Raw genomic sequence first — 20,096 nt, 5'->3', positions numbered from 1 at the left:
GGTGCCTCTCCCTGTGGGGAGCCGCGCAGCACGGGAGAGCCCCGGGCGGCTCGGCTCCGTATACCTCGACGGTGCCGCACACCGGCCGGTTGCCGGTGGGCGTGAGCCGGTCACGGTCCGCGCGGGGTAATCCGGCTCGCCGCCTCGGTAGACGGCTCACGGTTGCGGGTCAGCGCCGGAATCGCACCGGCTTCCCCCCGAACGGCTGTGATGACGACCTGCCTACTCTACCGGGCCGTAGCCATTGCTCTCAGGGCCGCCTGTGGGCCGAGGTAGGTTCGGACACATGGCGATCACGGGGAGACTGCTCGGCTCGGGCCGCGCCGCCGACGTGTACGAGATCGACGAGGCGTGGGTGCTGCGCCGCGACCGAGAGGGGTGGGGGGACGCGGTCGCCGAGGGAGAGGTGATGGAGCACGTACGCGGATACGGCTATCCCGTGCCCCGCGTACGTCTCTCCGGCTCCACGCGCACGGACCTGGTGCTGGAGCGGCTGTACGGACCGACGATGCTGGGGGCGTGCCGGGCCGGTGCGCTGGATCCCGGCGAGGCGGGCGCGACCCTCGCCCGCCTGCTGCGTGAGCTGCACGTCCTGCCCGGCCGCCGGTGCGCCGCGGCCCGCGTCCTCCATCTCGACCTGCACCCGGACAACGTGATCCTCACCGCCCAGGGGCCACGCGTGATCGACTGGACCAACACCGAGGAGGGCGAACCGGGCCTGGACTGGGGCATGTCCGCGGTGATTCTCGCCCAGGTGGCCGTGACCGACGAATCCCTCGCGACCCCGGCCCGTACGATGCTCACCACCCTCCTCGCCGACCCGTCCCACCTCACCGAGGCGGGCCTGACTCAGGCCCGCCGACGACGCGCGGCCAACCCGACGATGAGCCGACGGGAAGTCGAACTCCTCGGTGAGGCAGAGGAGTTGATCCGCTCGGTCGTGTCCTAGCCGCTGGAGCGGGCGGCGCTCGCGTCCAGCACGTCGGTGTCGGCGGGGGGCCGTACGTCCAAGGGCTCGTCGAAGGCGCCGAACGAGGTGGTGCTGTGGTAGTCGGTGCCCTTGTAGACGACCTTGAGGAGGTATGGCTCGCCCTTGGTGGCCACGTAGAACGTGTAGGTGCCTCCAGCGTCCGCCTTGTCGGTCACCACCAACGGAATCGCCGGCTTGCCCGCGACCTCGGTCGGTTCACCCTTCGTCGCTTTGCCGAAGGAGGAGAACGGCCGGGTGCAGTCGGAGAGTCCGGCTTCCTCCGTTTCCAATGCTGTCTCGCTCGCCGGGCTCTTGACCCAGCGCTTCTGTTCCCCCGTGTCCGCCACGTCCTTGCCCGCCAGCTCCAGGTAGGCGCGGTTCGGTCGGACGTAGTCCGCGCCGCCGATCCGGATCTGTTCGAGGCGGGCACCGTCGGTCCAGGTCCGACTGGACCTGCACGTGCTCTTGAGGTCGGTCGTCAGATGGCTGGAGAAGCCTTTGCCGGTGGCCACGGTGGTGGTCTTGGCGTCCACGGTCACCGACTTGAGCGCCTTCATCGTGTCGTTCGCGTCATCCAGCAGCTGCTCGGCGGAGGGCTCGTCCGCCGAGGAGCTCCCCGAGCAGCCGGCCACGGCGCCACCGGTCGTCACGCAAGCAAGCGCAGCCGTCACCACGGTGAATGTTCTTCGCACAAGTCCCCCTGTTCATGGGCACGTCAGTTTATCGAACTCATGCGCGGGGTGGGACCGCCGAAGGGGAGGTGGAGGGTGCGGGAGGTGAGCAGCCAGGTGCCGTCGGACTGGCGGCGGAACGTGTCGTCGTAGTGGCCGGCCTGGACCGGTGGGCCGGGCGGGACCAGGTCCGTGCCGCCGTCGTGGCCGTCGATGCGGTACGTCGTGAAGTACGACGTCGCCCTCGCCGTGTCCTCGGAGGTCACCGTGACGAGGATGTTGGACATCATGCGGAGGGAGAGGCGGTCGGCGGGGCGTGAGCCGAAGTACGTCCGCAAGGCGTCCCGGCCCTTGAAAAGGCGGTCGTCCTCCGGCCATGCCCACCAGCCGTCCTCGGTGAACAGGTCGGCGACGGAGCCCGGTTCACCGAGGTCGAGTCGGTGGACGAAGTCGATGATCAGGCGCTCGCAGGCGCGTTCCGCGAGAAGGTGTTCCATGCACACGTATTAACCGTTCCTAAGTTGATTGGCCGGTGTTGGCCGTTTCGGGCATTCCGAACTCGCGTCTGACGCACCATGGGGGTGCTGCGCGAGGTCCGTGCCGGAGCTGTCCGCTCCGTACGGTCTGGGGTGCGATCCTCCGGTCGCACGGCCGCTGCCTCAGCACGCCGGAAGGCGGTGGTGGCAGGGGTTTGGCGGGGTCCGTCTTTCCTGCGCCGGGCCGGACAGCCCGGACCGCGTCTGCCGACGACCACCGCGGCGGCATGATGCCCGCTCACCGCCGTGGTCGAGCCGGTAGAAGTCTGTTGTTTCAGGGGGTTCAGCCAGTGCTGGGCGCCCCACCTGCTCGAATACGCCGGATCGACCGCGATCACGGACAGCCCGGCATGGTGAGCCATCCCGGCCAGCCGGTCACGGAACTTGGCCGTCGGGATGCCTGCCACCAGGCGCCGGAAGGCTTTGCCGCGCCAGCCTCGGCCCAGCTTCTCCCGGCCGGTGGCGCGGGCGTCGGCGAAGTCCAGGTTCTCGATCACCAGCGCCGCGCACTCATACCGCTGGGCCAGGTGCAGGAGCCGGGAGATCGCTGCGCGCAGCCGTGCGTCGCGGGTGGTGGCGGGCAGCCCGGACAGTGGAAGGGGGATCGTGTGGGCGCCACCGACGGGGTTGCCGTGAGGGTCGATGATCCAGGCGGCAAGGTGGTCGGCGTTCACGTCCACCGCGAGGACCGGGTGTTGGCGCAGCGTCTGAAGGGCCGGGACCGGGGCTGTCTGGCCCTTGGCCGTGGTGGACCAGGAGGCATCGAGGTACCAGCGTTCGCGGGCCGGGTCGTAGGTGATGTCGTAGCGGACCGAGGCGCCCGCGGCGATCCGGTCCGCCCACTGCCCTGCCCGGTGGCTGAAGATGGCCGCCGCGTCCAACACGTACCGGCCGCGTGGGGCGTTGGCGTGCAAGGCGCGCAGGGGTTCGGGCAGCACCATCGCGATGGAGCAAGTCGGCGGGGTCGACGCTGAGGGTGTAGTTCCCGAACGGCGCACCCGCCTCGCTGTCCGCGGTCAGGAACATCCGCCGCGCCGACCACGTGACGCCCCAGGCCTCCAGCTGGGCCTGCCAGTCGACTGCGGTCAGCGGCTTTTGCGCGGTGGCGGCGTCGTAGAGGTGGTGGCGGGCGTTGAGCAGCCGACGTCCGCCCCGGGTGATGCGCACCCGGCCGCTGTCCCGCTCCCGTACCGCCCGGCGCAGCTCACCCTGCGGGATCTGTAGCCGCTGCTGTTTGGCCCGCCGCTCGGTGTCATCGGCGTACCCGCGCACCCACCGGCGGCCCTTGCGTATCCGGCTGCCGGGGGTGACGGCGAGGCGGGCGGTGATCGTGGCGATCGCCTGGCGCAGCGAGCCGATGCGGGCGTTCAGCGCCCGCCGGGCCAGCTGGTACTGGTCCTCGCTGGTACGGGTGATCGACCCCGCCCAGCGGGAGGAGGACCGGCCGGTCAGTGTCTTCTTCCGCCCGGCCCGCCGATTGTGCGCGGCGGGCACGTCCCCGATCCGCGCCCGCGCCGCCAGGTCCGCCCCGGCCAGCGCGCCCAGGTGCTCGCCGACGGCCCGCAGCACGACCACATCGGCGGGCGAGAGATGCAGCCGGGTACGGATGCGGCATCCGGAGGGCGGGGCGACCACGAACGGGGCGGCCAGCTCCCGGCAGGGGCGCGGCTCCCGCCGCTTCGCACCCCGCCCCCGCTTGCCCATCGCCGTGCGCCCCCGCTCGTATGACGTCACGTGCGTCACCCGGATTGAACGGCCACGTAAGTCACCGGCTCGCTCCCCGCCACCGCCTCCGCCCGCCCCAGTTTCACCAGCCGTCGCAGATGCGCCTCGGCCTCCGAGACGGCGATGTTCCTCGAGCCGTGGGGGATCTGGCCCCAGGGGCGGTTCCACTCCATGCGCTCGGCGAGCTGCCAGGGCGTGAGGGGCTCGGCCAGCAGCGTGAGCAGGCCGGTGAGCCGGTCCTCGTGGTGGGCCAGCAACTCCCGTACGCGGGCGGGTGCGTCGGTGAACACGTGCTGGTGGGCGGGGAGCACCTCGGCGGGGGAGAGGCGGCCGACGCGTTCCAGGGAGTCGAGGTAGTCGCCGAGGGGGTCCGTGACGGTGGCGTCGTCGGGATCCTCGTACAGGCCGATGTGCGGGGTGATCTCGGGGAGCAGATGGTCGCCGGAGAACAGGCGGCCGTGGCCCGGGAGTTGAGAAGGGTGCTCCTCCTCCAGGTGCAGGCAGACGTGGCCGGGAGTGTGGCCCGGGGTCCAGATGGTGCGCAGCCTGCGGCCCGGGAGGTCGAGGAGTTCGCCGGGGACGATCTCGCGGTCGGGCAGGGCGGGGGCCAGGCCGGGCACGGAGCGGGGACGGGCGGTCCGCAGCGGGGCGATGTGCTCCTCGGGGGCCCCGGCGGCCGTGAGCTTGGCGGCCATGTAGGTGAGCCAGCGCTCCGGGCGGGTCGAGCGCGCCCGCCGCACGATCGCGCCGTCCGCCGCGTGCATCGCGATCCAGGCCCCGGACGCCTCCCGCACCCGCCCCGACAGACCGTGGTGGTCGGGGTGGTGGTGGGTGATGACCACGCCGTCGATCTCGCCCACCGAGGTGCCGCAGGCGGTCAGCCCCTCGGTCAGCGTGTCCCAGGAGGCCGGGTCGTCCCAGCCGGTGTCGATCAGCACCGGCCCGCGGTCGGTGTCGACGAGATACACGAGGGTGTGACCGAGGGGGTTGTCCGGGATGGGGACCTCGATGGAACGGACGCCGCCGCCGTGGTCGTACACCGCTGTCATCGGTTCCCCGTCCTGACTGCTCTTCATCTGTCCTCCGCCCCACGGCCATTGCCCACTATAACTAGAACTGGTATCAGTTCCTGATACACCGTCAGAAACGAAAAAAGGCACCGCCGACTCCTCAGGAGGGTCAGCCATGACCGAACTCGCGGAACACGGACAGCTGTTCATCGGCGGGGAGTTGACGGACCCCCTGGGCAAGGACGTCATCGAGGTGGTCTCGCCGCACACCGAAGGGGTCATCGGACGTGTGCCGCACGCCTCGACGGCGGACGTGGACCGGGCGGTCGCCGCGGCACGCACCGCCTTCGACGAGGGGCCCTGGCCGCGGATGTCGCTCGACGAGCGCATCGAGGTGGTCACCCGGATCAAGGACGCGATCGCCGTACGGCATGAGGAGATCGCGCGTGTCATCTCCTCCCAGAACGGGTCGCCGTACTCCTGGAGCGTCCTCGCCCAGGCCCTCGGCGCGATGATGGTGTGGGACGCGGCGATCACGGTCGCCCGGGACTTCACCTACGAGGAGACGCGCGACGGAGTGCTCGGGAAGATCCTCGTGCGGCGCGAGCCGGCGGGGGTCGTCGCGGCCGTCGTCCCGTGGAACGTCCCGCAGTTCGTGGCCGCCGCCAAGCTCGCGCCCGCGCTGCTCACCGGCTGCACGGTCGTACTCAAGCCGTCGCCCGAGACACCGCTGGACGCCTACATCCTGGCCGACATCACCCGCGAGGCCGGACTGCCTCAGGGCGTCCTGTCCATCCTGCCGGCGGACCGCGAGGTCAGCGAGTACCTGGTCGGGCACCCGGGCGTGGACAAGATCTCCTTCACCGGCTCGGTCGCGGCCGGCAAGCGCGTGATGGAGGTGGCCTCCCGGAACCTCACCCGCGTGACCCTGGAGCTGGGCGGCAAGTCGGCGGCGGTGGTGCTGCCGGACGCGGACGTCGAGACGGCGGTCGCGGGCATCGTCCCGGCGGCCTGGATGAACAACGGCCAGGCCTGCGTGGCGCAGACCAGGATCCTGCTCCCGCGCTCCCGCTACGACGAGTTCGCCGAGGCCTTCGCGGCGGCGGCGGGCGCGCTGGTGGTCGGCGACCCGATGGACACGGCGACGCAGGTGGGTCCGCTGGTGGCCAGGCGCCAGCAGCGACGCAACCTCGACTACATCCGCATCGGCCAGGAGGAGGGCGCCAAGATCCTCACCGGCGGCGGGCGACCGCCGGGCCTGGACCGGGGCTGGTACGTGGAGCCGACCCTCTTCGGCGACGTCGACAACTCCATGCGGATCGCGCGCGAGGAGATCTTCGGCCCCGTGATCTGTCTCCTTCCCTACGGCGACGAGTCGGAGGCGCTGAAGATCGCGAACGACTCCGACTACGGCCTCTCCGGCAGCGTGTGGACGGCCGACGTGGAGCACGGCATCGAGGTCGCCCGCGGGGTCCGTACCGGCACCTACTCGGTCAACACCTTCAGTCTCGACATGCTCGGTCCCTTCGGCGGCTACAAGAACTCCGGTGTGGGAAGGGAGTTCGGCCCGGAGGGCTACGGCGAGTACCTGGAGCACAAGATGATCCACCTGCCCGCCGGCTGGGAGGCGTGACGCATGGGCGACCGCTGGCAGGTCGAGGTCGACCGCTCCCTGTGCATCGGCTCCGCCCAGTGCGTCCACCACGCCCCGGACGGCTTCCGCCTCGACACGGGACGCCAGTCCCACCCTGTCGAACCGGAGGCCGACGCCAACGAGAAGGTCCTGGCGGCGGCGGAGGGCTGCCCCGTGGAGGCGATCATGATCAGGCTGCTGGGGAGTGGGGAGCCGGTGTTTCCGCCGGAGGAGTAGGTGCCCCAAAAAATCACTATGTGGGGGGTTCCGTCCCCGCGTAGACGTTCTATTATGGGAAGTGGCCTACGGGACGAGTGAGGGAGTTCGACCGGAGTAGCCGACTTTGGCGAGACGCTACGGCATCCGCCGGGGCCGACGTCGACGGTCGGGCTGAGAGGCCGGAAGGCAGTGGTCGGGCCGGACGGCGACCCCCAGAACCTGATCCGGGTAATGCCGGCGCAGGGAACCCGTCTCGTAGGTTTTCTCGTGCGCTGAGCTTCGTGCGCTGAGCTTCGTGCGCTCAGCTTCTTGTTCTTGCGCTCATGGCACGATCAGGGCCGCTTCGGATCCGTGAGGTCGATCAACCGGCAGACCGTCTCGATGTCGATCTTCACCTGGGCGATGGAGGCGCGGCCCGAGAGCCAGGTGATCAGGGCCGAGTGCCAGGTGTGCTCGATCACGCGGACCGCGGAGAGCTGGTCGGGAGTGGGGTTCTCCAGGCCCATCGCGTCCAGAATGATCACCGTCGTCTGCCGGGAGACCTGGTCGACCTCGGGCGAGACGCTGCGATCCGCGAAGGTCAGCGCGCGGACCATCGCGTCGGCCAGGTGCGGCTCGCGCTGGAGGGCGCGGAAGGCCCGCATCAGGGTCTCCGCCACCCGCTCGGCCGGGTCCTCGCCCGTCGGCGGCTTCTTCCGCAGCGTGCCGTGCATGTGCTCCAACTGGTCCTGCATCGTGGCGACCAGCAGATGGATCTTGGACGGGAAGTAGCGGTAGAGCGTGCCGAGCGCCACCTGCGAGGACTCCGCGACCTCCCGCATCTGCACCGCGTCGAACCCGCCCCGGCTGGCCAACTGCGCGCTCGCGTGCAGGATGCGGCGCCGACGCGCCTCCTGCCGCTCGGTGAGGGGCGGGGAGTCCGGTCGCGCGGTACCGGCTCCCACCTTGCCCGCCACACCTGCCGCGTTGGCCCCGCCGGGCGCATCTGCCGCGCGTGCCGTGTTCGCCGTGCGTGCTCCGCTGGGCGTATCTGCCGCGTCGGTCGCGCGTGCCGTGTTCGCCGTGCCTGCCCCGCTGGGCGCATCCGCCGCGCCTGCCCCGCCTGCCGAGTTCGCCGCGCCAGCCGAGTTCGCCCCGCCTGCCCTGCCTGCCGCATCAGCCCTGCTGGCCGCATCCGCCGCGTCCGTAGTGTCTGCCGAGTTCGCCGCGCCGGCCGCGCCTGGCGAGTTCGCCGCGCCTGCCCTGCCTGCCGCATCAGCCCCGCCGGCCGCATCCGCCGAGTCAGTAGCGCCTGCCGAGCCGGCCGCATTCGCCGCGCCAGCCGCAGCAGCCCTGCCTGCCGCATTCGCCGCGTCCGCCGCAGCAGCCCTGCCTGCCGCATCCGCCGCGTCCGCCGCAGCAGCCCCGCCTGCCGCGTCCACCGCATCCGCCGTATCCGCCTTACCCACCTTGCTCACCTTGGCTTCCGCAGGCATGTGTCCCGTTCTGTGACAGGTCGCGTCGTGGCGTGAATCACCTGATCCACCTCTCCCAGCGCTCCTACCTGCCGGTAGATTCAGAGCCTCCTGAACGATCAAGTCTGAAACTTGTTCTAGATTAGCGTCCCGGCGTAATCTCGCGGGACAGTGCAGGGAGAAGGGGGCTCAGAGTGACCGCTGAGGCCAGTCAGGCGGGGTCCTCCGAGGACTTGGCCGCCGACGGCGAGCGACCGCTCGACATCGCGCTCCTCACGTATAAAGGGAACCCGTTCTGCGGGGGCCAGGGCGTCTATGTACGGCACCTCTCGCGGGAGTTGGCCCGCCTCGGCCACCGCGTCGAGGTCATCGGCTCCCAGCCGTACCCCGTCCTCGACGAGGGCTACGACGGCCTGAGCCTGACCGAGCTGCCCAGCCTCGACCTCTACCGCCATCCCGACCCCTTCCGCAATCCGAGTCCCGGCGAGTACCGCGACTGGATCGACGCGCTGGAAGTGGCGACGATGTGGACCGGCGGCTTCCCGGAACCGCTGACGTTCTCCCTCCGGGCCCGTCGCCATCTCCTGGCCCGGCGCGGCGAGTTCGACGTGATCCACGACAACCAGACGCTCGGATACGGCCTGTTGGGGGACGTCGGCGCCCCGCTGATCACCACCATCCACCACCCCATCACCGTGGACCGCCAGTTGGAGCTGGACGCGGTGAACGGCCTGCGGCGCAAGTTCTCCGTGCGGCGCTGGTACGGGTTCACGCGCATGCAGAAGCGCGTGGCGCGCCGCCTGCCCTCCGTGCTCACCGTCTCCGGCACCTCCCGCCAGGAGATCATCGACCATCTCGGCGTACACCAGGACCGTATCCACGTGGTCCATATCGGCGCCGACACGGACCTGTTCGCACCGGATCCGTCAGTGCCCGTCATACCGGGGCGGATCGTGACGACGTCCAGCGCCGACGTGCCGCTCAAGGGCCTGGTCTTCCTCGTCGAGGCCCTCGCCAAGGTCCGCACCGAGCACCCGGACGCCCACCTGGTCGTCGTCGGCAAGCGCCCCGGGGAGGGGCCCGTCGCCCAGGCGATCGAGCGCTACGGCCTCGAAGGCGCCGTCGAGTTCGTCAAGGGCATCTCGGACGCCGAACTGGTCGACCTGGTGCGTTCGGCCCAGGTCGCCTGCGTGCCGTCCCTGTACGAGGGCTTCTCGCTGCCGGCCGCCGAGGCCATGGCGACGGGCACGCCGCTGCTGGCCACGACCGGCGGGGCGATTCCCGAGGTCGCGGGCCGGGACGGCGAGACGTGCCTGGCGGTGCCGCCGGGAGACTCCGGGGCGCTGGCGACGGGGCTGAGCCGGCTGCTGGGGGATCCGGAGCTGCGCGCACGACTGGGCGTGGCCGGACGTGAGCGCGTGCTGGACCGTTTCACCTGGGCCCGGGCCGCCGAGGGAACGGTGGCCAGGTACCGCGAGGCCATGGCCCTCCCCCGCGCGTCCACGACCCCACCAAGTGATTCCGGCGTCTATCCCGAAAGCAGGGCCACGTGCTGACCGTCGACTTCTCCCGGTTCCCGCTCGCCCCGGGGGACCGTGTCCTGGACCTCGGATGCGGTGCCGGCCGGCACGCGTTCGAGTGCTACCGGCGCGGTGCCCAGGTCGTGGCCCTGGACCAGAACGGCGAGGAGATCCGCGAGGTCGCGACGTGGTTCGCGGCGATGAAGGAGGCGGGGGAGGCCCCCGAGGGCGCCACCGCCACGGCGATGGAGGGCGACGCGCTGGCCCTGCCCTTCCCGGACGAGTCCTTCGACGTCGTCATCATCTCCGAGGTGATGGAGCACATCCCGGACGACAAGGGCGTACTCGCCGAGATGGTACGGGTGTTGAGGCCCGGCGGCCGGATCGCGATCACCGTCCCGCGCTACGGCCCCGAGAAGGTCTGCTGGGCGCTGTCCGACGCCTACCACGAGGTCGAGGGCGGCCACATCCGCATCTACAAGGCGGACGAGCTGCTGACGAAGATCAGGGAAGCCGGTCTCAGGCCCTACGGCACCCATCACGCCCACGCCCTGCACTCCCCGTACTGGTGGCTGAAGTGCGCGTTCGGCGTCGACAACGACAAGGCGCTGCCGGTGCGGGCGTATCACAAGCTGCTGGTCTGGGACATCATGAAGAAACCGCTGGCCACCCGGGTCGCCGAGCAGACGCTGAACCCGTTGATCGGCAAGAGCTTCGTGGCGTACGCGACCAAGCCTCATCTCCCGCGGGTGGACGCCAAGTGACCACCCCCCGGACAGAACACCTCGTCCTGCCCGGGGTCCTCACCGCCGAGCAGGCCGCCGCGACCGTCGCCGGGATCCTCGCCGTGCAGCGGGAGGACGGGGCGATCCCGTGGTTCCGCGGGCACCACCTCGACCCCTGGGACCACACCGAGGCGGCGATGGCCCTCGACGCGGCCGGCGAGCACGAGGCCGCCGAGCGGGCGTACGCCTGGCTGGCCCGGCACCAGATCGAGGACGGTTCCTGGTACGCGGCCTACGCCGACGGCGACTTCGACGCCGTCACCGACCGGGGCCGCGAGACGAACTTCGTCGCCTACATAGCCGTAGGCGTCTGGCACCACTACCTCTCCACCGGCGACGACACGTTCCTCGACCGCATGTGGCCGGTCGTCCACGCGGCGATCGAATGCGTGCTGTGCCTCCAGCAGCCGGGCGGGCAGATCGGCTGGAAGCGTGAGGACGACGGCACGCGGATCGCGGACGCGCTGCTGACCGGCTCCTCCTCGATCCACCACGCGCTGCGCTGTGCGCTGGCCATCGCCGAGCAGCGCGAAGAGCCCCAGCCCGACTGGGAGTTGGCGGTGGGCGCGCTGCGGCACGCGATACGACGTCATCCCGAGCGCTTCCTCGACAAGGACCGCTACTCCATGGACTGGTACTACCCGGTGCTGGGCGGCGCGTTGACCGGCACGGAGGCCAAGTCCCGTATGGAGGAGAGCTGGGACCGCTTCGTCGTGCCCGGTCTCGGGGTGCGCTGTGTCATCCCCAACCCGTGGGTGACGGGCGGCGAGTCGGCCGAACTCGCCCTGGCCCTCTGGGCGATGGGCGAGTCCGACCGTGCGCTGGACGTCCTCCAGTCGATCCAGCACCTGCGCGACGAGGAGTCAGGCCTCTACTGGACGGGCTACGTCTTCGACGACGAGGCCATCTGGCCCCGGGAGTTGACGACTTGGACGGCCGGTTCCCTGCTCCTCGCCGTCGCCGCACTCGGCGGCCACGAGGCGACCTGCCAGGTGTTCGGCGGCGACCACCTGCCGAGGGGCCTCGACGCGGACTGCTGCACCTGACCAGCGGTTGACAGCCACTCGAAACTGGTACGGATTTTCGTACCAGTGTGGTACGGTTTTAGGTACCAATCTGGAGAGGAGGCAATGGCCCATGGCCCTTACCGCCAGCGAGGCACGCAAAGAGCTCTTCCCGCTGATCAAGAAGGTCAACGACGACCACGCGCCGGTACGCATTCACTCCAAGAACGGCGACGCCATCCTCATGTCCGCCGAGGACTACGACGCCTGGCAGGAGACCATCTATCTTCTGCGCTCGCCGGCCAACGCCCGCCGCCTCATGGAAGCGGTTGCACGCGACCGTGAGGGCCGAACAGGGGTGACCAAGACTCTGGACGAGCTCGAAGAATTGGCCGGTGAGGGGTGAGGAACGTCAACTTCGACCCGGCCGCCTGGGACGATTTCCAGCACTGGCTGGAGACCGATCGCAAAATGGTACGCCGCGTCATCCGTCTCGTCGGCGAGATCCAGCGCGACCCGTTCAACGGCATCGGCAAGCCGGAACCGCTCAAGGGAGACCTGTCCGGCTATTGGTCGCGACGCATCGACGACGAACATCGCCTCGTCTACCGAGTTGACGAGAAAGAGGTCAAGATCCTCAAAGCTCGCTACCACTACACCGGCTAGGTTTGGTAGTGAGGCGGCGTGACTGCCGGTTCAGTGCCGGTGGACCCGGTTGGCGATCGCGTGGCCCACGAAGAGGTACACGATCGCGGCGAGGCCGTATCCGGCCACGACCCTCGCCCACGCCTCGTCGAAGGTGAACAGGTCGTGGGACCAGCCCGCCAGCCAGCGGGCCGCGTCCTGGATGAACTGCACGAAGTCGTTCGCGCGGTTCGCGTCCAGCAGGTACATCAGGATCCACAGGCCCAGGATGAGGGCCATGATGTCGGCGACGATCGCGATGACCGAGCCGGCCTGATGGGCACCGTTGCGATATCGAGGGGACATGCCCGTCGAGTAGCCGCTCGACCCTGAGGGAAACCTGGCAGAACGGCCTGCTCGTCGACTGCCGTTCCGCCCGCGTTCCGCCGCGGTCCGTCTCTACGGCGCCTGGCGTTCGGTGCGGTCCCTGATGATCCTGGCCCCGGGAGAGGCAGGAGAGCCGGTGTCCGACACAGACAGACCGCACGCCCCGTCCGCCCCGCAGACCCCGCGTTCCCGCGCGGAGCCCCGACTCGCCACCCGCCAGCGAAGACGGAGGCGGTTACCGCGGCACGTCCGCGTCGCCCTCCCGCTCGCTCTCGCCGGGCTGGTCTCCCTGCTCGTCTCGGGCAACGCGCTGCGCCCGTTCGAGGCCATCACCACGATCGAGGCCCGGATGGCCTCCAAGTCCGACTATTTCAAAGACCCCGAGGTGCGGCGGCTGCTGCTGAAGCACGGCATACGGGTCGACATCCACCGGCTCGGCTCCCGGGGTATCGCCACCCAGTCCCTCGAGGGGATGGACGCCGTCTTCCCGTCCGGCCAGCCCGCGGCCAAGCTGATCCTCAACCGGCAGGACCACTCGGGGCGATCGGTGCGCCCCTTCGTCACCCCGCTGGTCCTCGGCACCTTCCGGGAGTACGCCGAGACCCTGGTGAAGGCGGGCGTGGCCACCCCGCAGCCGGTCGAGGGCGGCGGCGAAACGCTCTACTACGACCTCGACATGGGCGAGTTCATGGGCCTGCTCGACGGCCTCGACGAGGGCCGCGGGACCGGCGACCAGGACCAGGACGGAACGACCGAGCGGGCCGACACCTGGAACGGCATCGGCTTCGACAAGCGCGGCGGGGACAGCAACAGCGGGCGCGTCCTGGTGCGCACCTCCAGCGTCTGCGAGTCCAACTCCGCGGGCACCTACCTGAGCCTCCTCGCCTTCGTGAAGAACCGCGACAGCACACCGGGCGCGGGCGAGACCGACAAGCAGAAGGCGGCCCGGGACGCCGTGGCCCTCGCCCGGCGGATCAAGCCCCTCATCGACCTCCAGGGCATGTGGGCAGACGAACAGGCCGACAGCTACTTCTCCGCGCTCGGCGAGAGCATCGCGCCCATCTCCCTGATCTACGAGCACCAGTACCTGGCCCACCAGATCGACCACGAGCGGAAGAAGAACAGCCAGGACACCAGCCGCGTCCTGCTCTATCCCACCCCGTACGCCCTCACCGAACCGCAGCTCATCTCGCTCAACGCCAAGGGCGACAAGCTCGTCGGCCTGATCGAGACCGACACCGAACTGCGCCGGCGGGCCATCGAGTTGGGCTTCCGGGTCCGCTTCTCCGGCGAGGGCGGCACCAGCGAGCAGCTCAACACCTACCTGGGCGACCACGGGATACAGGTCCCCAGGCCGAACCGCGACCAGACCAAGGTGTACGAGCCCGACCTGGACGTCCTGGAGAGGATCATCAACTACGTGGGCAACTGCCCGCCGCCCGTGCGGGACACCCCATGAGGCGACACGCGCGCACCCTCACCGCCGGCCTCGCCGTGGCTCTCCTCGCCGGTCTCACGTCCTGCACGCAGGACGGTCAGGACACCACTCTGCGGGTCCTGGCCAGCCCCGAACTCGCGGACCTGGAACCGCTGTTGGGCGAGCTGAAGGACGACACCGGGGTCAGGCTGGACATGGAGTACAAGGCGACGGCCGACCTGTCGGGCGCCCGCAGCCCGTCGTACGACCTGGCCTGGCCCGCGTCCGACCGCTCGTTCCTGCTGCGGTTGCAGGACTCCGGCACTCCGGCGGCCCGGCCCGAGTCGACCCCCATCATGCGCTCGCCCGTGGTCGTCGGCCTCACCCCCGAGACCGCGGACGCCCTGCGGGCCGAGGTCCCCGGCGGACGCCTCTCCTGGGCGGACATCGCGGACGCCGCCGCCGACGGCACCGTACGGTTCGGGATGGCCGACCCGCGCGGCAGTGACACCGGGCGCGCGGCCCTGGTCGGGGTCGCCACCGCGGCGGCCGGCACCGGCAGCGCGCTGCGCGAACAGGACGTCTCCTGCGACCGGTTGCGCGGATTCCGCTCCGGCCAGGCCCTCACCGCTCCCAGCTCCCGCGACCTCATTGACACGTTCGTACGCCATCAGGACCGGGCCGGCGCGCTGATCGCCCACGAGTCCGAACTGCTGTCCCTGAATGCCACGAAGAAGCTGCGGCGGCCCCTGGAGATCGTCTACCCCGAGGACGGCATGGTGCTGTCCGACTTCCCGCTGCTCCTGCTCGACTCCGGGGAGCGGACGGCGTACCGGAAGGTGGTGGACTGGCTGCTGCGGGCCGACGTACAGAAGAAGCTGACGCAGCGCACCTGGCGGCGCCCGGTGAACCAGGACGTGACGCCCGCGAAACCGCTCCGGGCGGCGGTCGGCAACGCCCTGTCCTTCCCCGACCGGCTGTCCATCGTGGAGCGACTGGTCGCCGACTACGGGGATCCGGCGCGGAACACCACCGACCAGGTGGTGTTCGTGCTGGACTTCTCCGGTTCGATGCGCGGTGCGCGGATCGCCGCTCTGCGGGCCGCGTTCACCGGACTCAGCGGCGCCGACCCGACCTCCACCGGCAAGTTCGCCCGCTTCTACCGGGGCGAGCGGCTCACCGTCGTGCGGTTCGGCGGACGGGTGCTGGAGGAGCGCACGGTGACCGTCCGCGGCGACGGCGACCTGCGCACCCTCGACGAGACGGTGGCCGACGGCGGCTTCGGCGACTCCACCGCCGTCTGGTCGGCCCTCGATCACGGCTACCGCATCGCCGCCGACGCCGTGCGGGAGGATCGCGAACGGCCCGTCGCCATCGTGCTGATGACGGACGGCGAGAACAACGCTGGCATCGGCTACGCGGAGTTCCTGCGCCGGTACGGCGAACTCGGCGCCGCCGCACGCGAGGTGCCGACCTTCCCCGTCCACTTCGGCGAGGCCGACGCGGCCGCCCTCGAGAAGGTCGCCGACGCGACCGGCGGCCGCATGGTCGACGCCAACCGTTCCTCGCTCTCCGACGCTTTCAAGGAGATCCGTGGGTGTCATTGACAGTCAGTGGTGGAGCCTGTGGTGGCCGTGGATGGTCGTCTGGCTCCTGACGGCGGCGTGCTGCGCCGTCCTGGTGCGGTACGCCCTGATCCGCGCGTGGCTGCCGCGCAGGCGGCGCCGGGGCGGTGGGCGGATGGTTTCCGGCATGTGCATCTACCTGCACGAGACCTGGGTCCGGAGCATCGCCGACATCTTCGGCATACCGAACGCCGACAAGATGACGATCGCCCAGCGGACCAACGACAGCAGCGGATTCGGTGTGCTCGGCCGGTTCGGCTTCGGCAGCGGCAAGGCGCAGCACGACAAGACCAGGGAGCGGGTCATCGAGTATCTGGAGCAGAACACGCCGATGAAGGCCCTGCGGCTGATCCTGGAGAAGATGCGGGCCCAGGACATGGTGGTGGACGCCGATCTCACCACCGGGCGGCTCGTCCTCAACGCGGCGCTCGCCGAGACGATGCGCGACGCCGAGGACCGGCAGACGGCGCCGCTGACCGCCGTCAGGTCGGACTTCGTCTCGGTCACCGGCCTGTTCACCGCCCGCAGCGCGGGCAACGGCGACGTCGTGCTGCGGGCCCGCTACGGTCAGGGCGAACCGGCCGCGCAGGTGAAGATCACCTGCAAGGAGGACTGGGTGCGCGCGGAGTTCCAGGTCGAGGACTATGACGAAGGGGAGTTCCCGGCCACCTGTCTGGGCCGGGTGCGCACCTGGAACGGCGCGACGGGGGAGCTGACCCTGGACCCGGTGTCCGTCTTCCACTGAACACCGGTGGTATGCCTACGCGTTGAGGTCGGCCAGCACCCGCAGGGTCCGCGGATCCGGCGCCAGCGCCAGCAGATCCGTCACCGGCCCCTTGCGCCACAACTCCAGCCGCTCAGCGATGCGTTCGCGCGGCCCGACGAGGGAGATCTCGTCGGCGAAGGCGTCGGGAACGGCGAGTACGGCCTCTTCCCGCCGGCCGTCCAGGAACAGCTTCTGGATCCGCCGGGCCTCCTCCTCGTACCCCATGCGCGCCATCAGGTCGGCGTGGAAGTTGCGGGCCGCGTGGCCCATGCCGCCGATGTAGAAGCCGAGCATGGTCTTGACGGGGAGGAGCCCCTCGGCGATGTCGTCGCAGACCTGGACGCGGGCCATGGGGGCGACGAGGAAGCCGTCCGGCAGGCTGCCGAGAGACGCCTGGTACACCTCGGGCCGGCTCGGCGACCAGTACAACGGCAGCCAGCCGTCCGCGATCCGGGTCGTCTGGGCGACGTTCTTCGGCCCTTCGGCGCCGAGCAGTACGGGCAGATCGGTCCGGAGGGGATGGGTGATCGGTTTCAGCGCCTTGCCGAGGCCGGTGCCGTCGTCGCCGAGGTAGGGGTGGGAGTGGAAGCGGCCGTCCAGTTCGACGGGGGCCTCCCGCCTGAGCACCTGCCGTACGACGTCGACGTATTCCCGGGTCGCGGTCAGCGGCGACTTGGGGAACGGCCGCCCGTACCAGCCCTCGACGACCTGCGGACCGGACAGCCCGAGCCCGAGCATCATCCGCCCGCCGGAGAGGTGGTCCAGGGTGAGCGCGTGCATCGCGGTGGTGGTGGGGGAGCGGGCCGCCATCTGCGCGACGGCCGTGCCCAGCTTGATCCTCGACGTCTGCGCGGCGATCCAGGTGAGCGGGGTGAACGCGTCCGAGCCCCATGACTCGGCGGTCCACACGGAGTCGTAGCCGAGCCGCTCGGCCTCCTGGGCGAGGGGCACGTGGCGCGCGTCGGGACCGCGTCCCCAGTAACCGAGTGCGAGTCCGAGCCGCATACCTACCTCCTGACGATGTGTCAGCCAAGGGAGGTGACTGTACGACAACGGCCCCCCGCCCGGAAGGGCGAGAGGCCGTCGGCGAGAACCAGGGGATCAGCCGCGCTGGATCCCCGAGGTGTCCTGAAGCACGCCACGACGGCCGTCCTGCGTCTGGGCGACCAGCGCCGGACCGCGCTGCTCGACCGCCAGGTACCAGGTGCCGGGGGCGAGTTCGGCGATCGGCGTCGGCGAGCCGTCCTCCGCGAACAGCGGACGCGGCACCGGTACGGCGAACCAGAACGGCGAGAACTCCGGGGACGGCGGCTGCGGCTGGGCCTGCGCCTGCTGCGGCTGGGCGCCGAAGGGTTGCCCCGGCTGCGGCTGACCGCCGTACGGCTGCCCCGGCTGCGGGGCCCCCGGGTAGCCGTAACCACCCTGCGGCTGACCGCCGTAGGGCTGGGGGGCGGGCGGCTTGGGAGCCGGGAGGAGTGCGGCGCCCAGGGCGGGGACCAGCGGCGCGGCGATCGCGCCGCCGGCGAGGACCAGGGCGGCGATCAGGCCGAGGATGAGGCCGACGCCCGCACCGTTCGCGTCGATGGTCCACCACAGCAGCGTCCAGGCGGTCGAGACCGTCAGGACGACACCGACCGTTCCCATGTCGAGGCCCGCGACCTTGCGCGGCTGGGGCAGGAGCCGGGCCGCCACGATCAGCGCGGCGCCGGCCACGCCCGCCATGTAAGTGCCGAGCCCGAGTCCGAGCGTCATGCCCCAGGCGTTCGGAACGCTGCTGCAGATACTGTCCGGGCCGTCGCAGCTGGCAACGTCGAGGAGTGACGCGATGAACAGCAATACCGCTGCTCCGATCACCACGCCGTCGCCTCGAGTGAGGGAGCGGATATTCACTTCGTGTCCTTCGTCAATCGTCTCATCGTCGACATCGCTGGAGGCGTCGCTGGAGCGCGGGGGTGGCCCCTCATCGTAGGGACGACACTATCGTCCGCCAGAACAGGGTGTCCGCCCGGATCAGCGCGCTGATCACTACCCGCGCAGGAAACTCACGATTCCCGCAGAGATCCCTTGTGCCGCTTCCTGTCGCCAGGCACCGCTGGTCAGCAGTGCCGCGTCCTTGCTATCGCGCATGTTGCCGCACTCGATGAACACCTTGGGAACTGTTGACAGATTGAGACCGCCCAGGTCCGTACGCGTATCGAGTCCGGTGCCGTCGCCGATGTAATTGGAGGGCGCGCTGCCCGTCGTACGCACGAAGTTGCCCGCGATGCGCTCGCCGAGGTCGCGGGAGGAGGCGACGATCGGGCGGGTGTCGGCGGCGCCCGCGTGCACGCTGCCCGGCAGGATCACGTGGAAGCCGCGGTTGCCGGCCGCCGAGCCGTCCGCGTGGACGGAGACGACGGCGTCCGCGTGCGCCTCGTTGCCGATCCTGGCCCGCTCGTCCACGCAGGGGCCGTAGGGCCGGTCGCCGTCCTGGGTCAACTTCACCGTGGCGCCTTGGCGCTGGAGGATCGTGCGCATCCGGTGGGCCACGTCCAGCGTGAACTCGGCCTCCGGGTAACCGGAGTTGGTGGACGTCCCCGTGGTGTCGCACTCCTTCGAGTTCGTACCGATGTCCACCTTGCGGTTGATCTCAGCCGGGTGCTGGAAGTTGCCCGGGTTGTGGCCCGGGTCGATGACGATCACCTTGCCCTTGAGGGGGCCGGTGGCGGCGGGGGCGGAGGACGAGGGGGTGGGCGTCGGCTTCGGGGACGTGCTCGGTTTCCCGTCGTCGGTGACGGACGCCGCGGGGGACGCCGGTGCGCTCGGCGAGGGGGTGGCGGCTCCGACCGCGTCGCTCGACCCCCCGCTAGTACTGCCCACCGCCTCGAACACGAGCCACCCCAGCAACGCGCCCGGCACGAGCGCGGCGAGAGCGACGGTCAGGGGGGCGCGCCGGGGGCGGCGGGGCTGGGGCGGTTCGAAACCGGGGCCTACGTACGACACGGAAGCGACTCTAACCGCGCCCTCAGATCCCTGCCCCCGTTCGCCGCAGCACGCGCAGCGAGTCGGTCGCCGAGACCTCCGCGAACGCGCCGGACGCGAGGGCCCTGACGTAGACGCGGTAGGGGGCCTGGCCGGTGAACTCGTCCACCGGGTCCGGGAAGACGTCGTGGATGACGAGCAGGCCGCCGGGCGCCACATGGGGCGCCCAGCCCTCGTAGTCCGCGTTCGCGTGCTCGTCGGTGTGGCCGCCGTCGACGAAGACCAGGCCGAGGGGCGTGCCCCAGACCTTCGCCACCTGCGGCGAGCGGCCGACGAGGGCGACGATGTGCTCCTCCAGGCCCGCCTTGTGGAGCGTACGGCGGAAGGTGGGCAGCGTGTCCATCCGGCCGAGCTCGGGGTCGACCGTCTCCGGGTCGTGGAAGTCCCAGCCCGGCTGCTGCTCCTCGCTGCCGCGGTGGTGGTCGACGGTGAGCGCGGTGACCCCGCACTCGCGGGCCGCGCCGGCGAGCAGGATCGCGGAACGCCCGCAGTACGTGCCGACCTCCAGGAGCGGCAGCCCAAGACCCCCTGCCTCGACGGCCGCCGCGTACAGGGCGAGGCCCTCACCCCTGGGCATGAACCCCTTCGCCGCTTCGAAGGCGGCCAGGATCTCGGGCTTGGGGGCCGAAGGCTTGGGCGCCGAGGGCGTGGGGGCCGTGGGCATGGAGGGGCCTTTCGGTCGTACGGATGTCCGGCCGCCCCATGGTGCACCACGCCCCCGTCCGGTGC

General features: G+C 70.6%; 21 protein-coding genes and 2 riboswitches. Of the genes, 11 read left to right on the top strand and 10 right to left on the bottom strand.

All coding sequences use genetic code 11. The annotated features are described in order from the left end of the window. Positions 1-124: 124 nt before the first annotated feature. Positions 125-197: riboswitch (cobalamin riboswitch) on the bottom strand. A gap of 89 nt (positions 198-286) precedes the next feature. Next, the gene (locus tag AB0I77_RS13710; RefSeq protein ID WP_363282696.1) at positions 287-949 is read left to right on the top strand and encodes a phosphotransferase; all 663 of its coding nucleotides are present in this window, start codon (positions 287-289) and stop codon (positions 947-949) included. On the opposite strand, the gene AB0I77_RS13705 is transcribed toward AB0I77_RS13710, so the two are convergent. From AB0I77_RS13705 to AB0I77_RS13690, 4 genes are all read right to left on the bottom strand, one after another. After that, positions 946-1,620 (bottom strand): hypothetical protein, encoded by a 675-nt coding sequence (locus AB0I77_RS13705; protein ID WP_363282695.1) that lies wholly within the window; start codon positions 1,618-1,620, stop codon positions 946-948. The two genes, AB0I77_RS13710 and AB0I77_RS13705, sit on opposite strands and share 4 nt — an antisense overlap. A gap of 65 nt (positions 1,621-1,685) precedes the next feature. After that, entirely contained in the window at positions 1,686-2,138 is a 453-nt protein-coding gene (locus AB0I77_RS13700; RefSeq protein ID WP_363282694.1) for a nuclear transport factor 2 family protein, read from the bottom strand. Continuing rightward, positions 2,099-3,118, bottom strand: a complete 1,020-nt coding sequence (locus AB0I77_RS13695; protein WP_363282693.1) for a hypothetical protein — start codon at positions 3,116-3,118, stop codon at positions 2,099-2,101. Before AB0I77_RS13695 ends, AB0I77_RS13700 begins: the two co-directional genes overlap by 40 nt. 798 nt (positions 3,119-3,916) lie before the next feature. Next, positions 3,917-4,951 carry an MBL fold metallo-hydrolase gene (locus AB0I77_RS13690; protein WP_363282734.1) on the bottom strand — a complete coding sequence of 345 codons (1,035 nt, stop codon included), beginning with the start codon at positions 4,949-4,951 and terminating at the stop codon, positions 3,917-3,919. Positions 4,952-5,087: 136 nt separating this feature from the next. On the opposite strand from AB0I77_RS13690, the gene AB0I77_RS13685 reads away from it, so the two are divergent. Further along, positions 5,088-6,545 (top strand): aldehyde dehydrogenase, encoded by a 1,458-nt coding sequence (locus tag AB0I77_RS13685; protein WP_363282692.1) that lies wholly within the window; start codon positions 5,088-5,090, stop codon positions 6,543-6,545. 3 nt (positions 6,546-6,548) lie between these two features. Beyond that, entirely contained in the window at positions 6,549-6,782 is a 234-nt protein-coding gene (locus AB0I77_RS13680) for a ferredoxin (RefSeq protein WP_363282691.1), read from the top strand. A gap of 69 nt (positions 6,783-6,851) precedes the next feature. Next, positions 6,852-7,027, top strand: a riboswitch (TPP riboswitch). Between the two features lie 69 nt (positions 7,028-7,096). Here AB0I77_RS13680 and AB0I77_RS13675 read toward each other — a convergent pair. Then, on the bottom strand, positions 7,097-7,708 hold the full coding sequence (locus tag AB0I77_RS13675) for a TetR family transcriptional regulator (protein ID WP_363282690.1): 612 nt from the start codon (positions 7,706-7,708) through the stop codon (positions 7,097-7,099). Between the two features lie 704 nt (positions 7,709-8,412). Between AB0I77_RS13675 and AB0I77_RS13670 the strand changes: the two genes are divergently transcribed. From AB0I77_RS13670 to AB0I77_RS13650, 5 genes are all read left to right on the top strand, one after another. Then, a complete protein-coding gene (locus AB0I77_RS13670; protein ID WP_363282689.1) occupies positions 8,413-9,774 on the top strand; it encodes a glycosyltransferase family 4 protein in 1,362 nt (453 codons plus the stop codon). Beyond that, positions 9,768-10,502 carry a class I SAM-dependent methyltransferase gene (locus AB0I77_RS13665; RefSeq protein ID WP_363282688.1) on the top strand — a complete coding sequence of 245 codons (735 nt, stop codon included), beginning with the start codon at positions 9,768-9,770 and terminating at the stop codon, positions 10,500-10,502. The genes AB0I77_RS13670 and AB0I77_RS13665 overlap by 7 nt, the downstream gene beginning before the upstream one ends. Further along, on the top strand, positions 10,499-11,569 hold the full coding sequence (locus AB0I77_RS13660) for a prenyltransferase (RefSeq protein WP_363282687.1): 1,071 nt from the start codon (positions 10,499-10,501) through the stop codon (positions 11,567-11,569). The genes AB0I77_RS13665 and AB0I77_RS13660 overlap by 4 nt, the downstream gene beginning before the upstream one ends. Before the next feature lie 91 nt (positions 11,570-11,660). After that, positions 11,661-11,933, top strand: coding sequence for a type II toxin-antitoxin system prevent-host-death family antitoxin (locus AB0I77_RS13655; RefSeq protein WP_363282686.1), 273 nt, complete (start codon positions 11,661-11,663; stop codon positions 11,931-11,933). Further along, positions 11,930-12,193 carry a Txe/YoeB family addiction module toxin gene (locus AB0I77_RS13650; protein WP_363282685.1) on the top strand — a complete coding sequence of 88 codons (264 nt, stop codon included), beginning with the start codon at positions 11,930-11,932 and terminating at the stop codon, positions 12,191-12,193. The genes AB0I77_RS13655 and AB0I77_RS13650 overlap by 4 nt, the downstream gene beginning before the upstream one ends. Positions 12,194-12,223: 30 nt before the next feature. Here the strand turns inward: AB0I77_RS13650 and AB0I77_RS13645 are convergent, their stop codons facing one another. Further along, a complete protein-coding gene (locus AB0I77_RS13645) occupies positions 12,224-12,517 on the bottom strand; it encodes a hypothetical protein (RefSeq protein WP_363282684.1) in 294 nt (97 codons plus the stop codon). Between the two features lie 157 nt (positions 12,518-12,674). Between AB0I77_RS13645 and AB0I77_RS13640 the strand changes: the two genes are divergently transcribed. Genes AB0I77_RS13640 through AB0I77_RS13630 form a run of 3 tightly spaced genes read left to right on the top strand, consistent with a single transcriptional unit; the run spans position 12,675 to position 16,325 of the window. Beyond that, entirely contained in the window at positions 12,675-13,997 is a 1,323-nt protein-coding gene (locus AB0I77_RS13640; protein WP_363282683.1) for a hypothetical protein, read from the top strand. Further along, a complete protein-coding gene (locus tag AB0I77_RS13635; protein WP_363282682.1) occupies positions 13,994-15,562 on the top strand; it encodes a substrate-binding domain-containing protein in 1,569 nt (522 codons plus the stop codon). The genes AB0I77_RS13640 and AB0I77_RS13635 overlap by 4 nt, the downstream gene beginning before the upstream one ends. Further along, positions 15,549-16,325 (top strand): hypothetical protein, encoded by a 777-nt coding sequence (locus tag AB0I77_RS13630; protein ID WP_363282681.1) that lies wholly within the window; start codon positions 15,549-15,551, stop codon positions 16,323-16,325. The genes AB0I77_RS13635 and AB0I77_RS13630 overlap by 14 nt, the downstream gene beginning before the upstream one ends. Positions 16,326-16,340: 15 nt before the next feature. Here AB0I77_RS13630 and AB0I77_RS13625 read toward each other — a convergent pair whose 3' ends face one another. The 4 genes from AB0I77_RS13625 to AB0I77_RS13610 all read right to left on the bottom strand — a co-directional run bounded on the left by AB0I77_RS13625 (position 16,341) and on the right by AB0I77_RS13610 (position 20,031). Continuing rightward, a complete protein-coding gene (locus AB0I77_RS13625; protein WP_363282679.1) occupies positions 16,341-17,351 on the bottom strand; it encodes an LLM class F420-dependent oxidoreductase in 1,011 nt (336 codons plus the stop codon). A gap of 96 nt (positions 17,352-17,447) precedes the next feature. Then, positions 17,448-18,236, bottom strand: a complete 789-nt coding sequence (locus AB0I77_RS13620) for a DUF5336 domain-containing protein (protein ID WP_363282678.1) — start codon at positions 18,234-18,236, stop codon at positions 17,448-17,450. A gap of 135 nt (positions 18,237-18,371) precedes the next feature. Next, a complete protein-coding gene (locus tag AB0I77_RS13615) occupies positions 18,372-19,328 on the bottom strand; it encodes an N-acetylmuramoyl-L-alanine amidase (RefSeq protein ID WP_363282677.1) in 957 nt (318 codons plus the stop codon). 22 nt (positions 19,329-19,350) lie between these two features. Further along, a complete protein-coding gene (locus AB0I77_RS13610) occupies positions 19,351-20,031 on the bottom strand; it encodes a class I SAM-dependent methyltransferase (RefSeq protein ID WP_363282676.1) in 681 nt (226 codons plus the stop codon). Positions 20,032-20,096: the final 65 nt, after the last annotated feature.

Source organism: Streptomyces sp. NPDC050619 (assembly GCF_040654815.1).
Taxonomy (GTDB): domain Bacteria; phylum Actinomycetota; class Actinomycetes; order Streptomycetales; family Streptomycetaceae; genus Streptomyces.
This window is presented reverse-complemented; position numbering and strand designations above follow the sequence as displayed.

Excerpts from the sequence above, each read along its gene's own strand:
- AB0I77_RS13680 (WP_363282691.1), top strand. The coding sequence starts at position 6,549 with ATGGGCGACCGCTGGCAGGTCGAGGTCGACCGCTCCCTGTGCATCGGC.
- AB0I77_RS13695 (WP_363282693.1), bottom strand. The coding sequence starts at position 3,118 with ATGGTGCTGCCCGAACCCCTGCGCGCCTTGCACGCCAACGCCCCACGC.
- AB0I77_RS13700 (WP_363282694.1), bottom strand. The coding sequence starts at position 2,138 with ATGGAACACCTTCTCGCGGAACGCGCCTGCGAGCGCCTGATCATCGAC.
- AB0I77_RS13690 (WP_363282734.1), bottom strand. The coding sequence starts at position 4,951 with ATGACAGCGGTGTACGACCACGGCGGCGGCGTCCGTTCCATCGAGGTC.
- AB0I77_RS13655 (WP_363282686.1), top strand. The coding sequence starts at position 11,661 with ATGGCCCTTACCGCCAGCGAGGCACGCAAAGAGCTCTTCCCGCTGATC.
- AB0I77_RS13685 (WP_363282692.1), top strand. The coding sequence starts at position 5,088 with ATGACCGAACTCGCGGAACACGGACAGCTGTTCATCGGCGGGGAGTTG.
- AB0I77_RS13635 (WP_363282682.1), top strand. The coding sequence starts at position 13,994 with ATGAGGCGACACGCGCGCACCCTCACCGCCGGCCTCGCCGTGGCTCTC.
- AB0I77_RS13625 (WP_363282679.1), bottom strand. The coding sequence starts at position 17,351 with ATGCGGCTCGGACTCGCACTCGGTTACTGGGGACGCGGTCCCGACGCG.
- AB0I77_RS13645 (WP_363282684.1), bottom strand. The coding sequence starts at position 12,517 with ATGTCCCCTCGATATCGCAACGGTGCCCATCAGGCCGGCTCGGTCATC.
- AB0I77_RS13710 (WP_363282696.1), top strand. The coding sequence starts at position 287 with ATGGCGATCACGGGGAGACTGCTCGGCTCGGGCCGCGCCGCCGACGTG.
- AB0I77_RS13610 (WP_363282676.1), bottom strand. The coding sequence starts at position 20,031 with ATGCCCACGGCCCCCACGCCCTCGGCGCCCAAGCCTTCGGCCCCCAAG.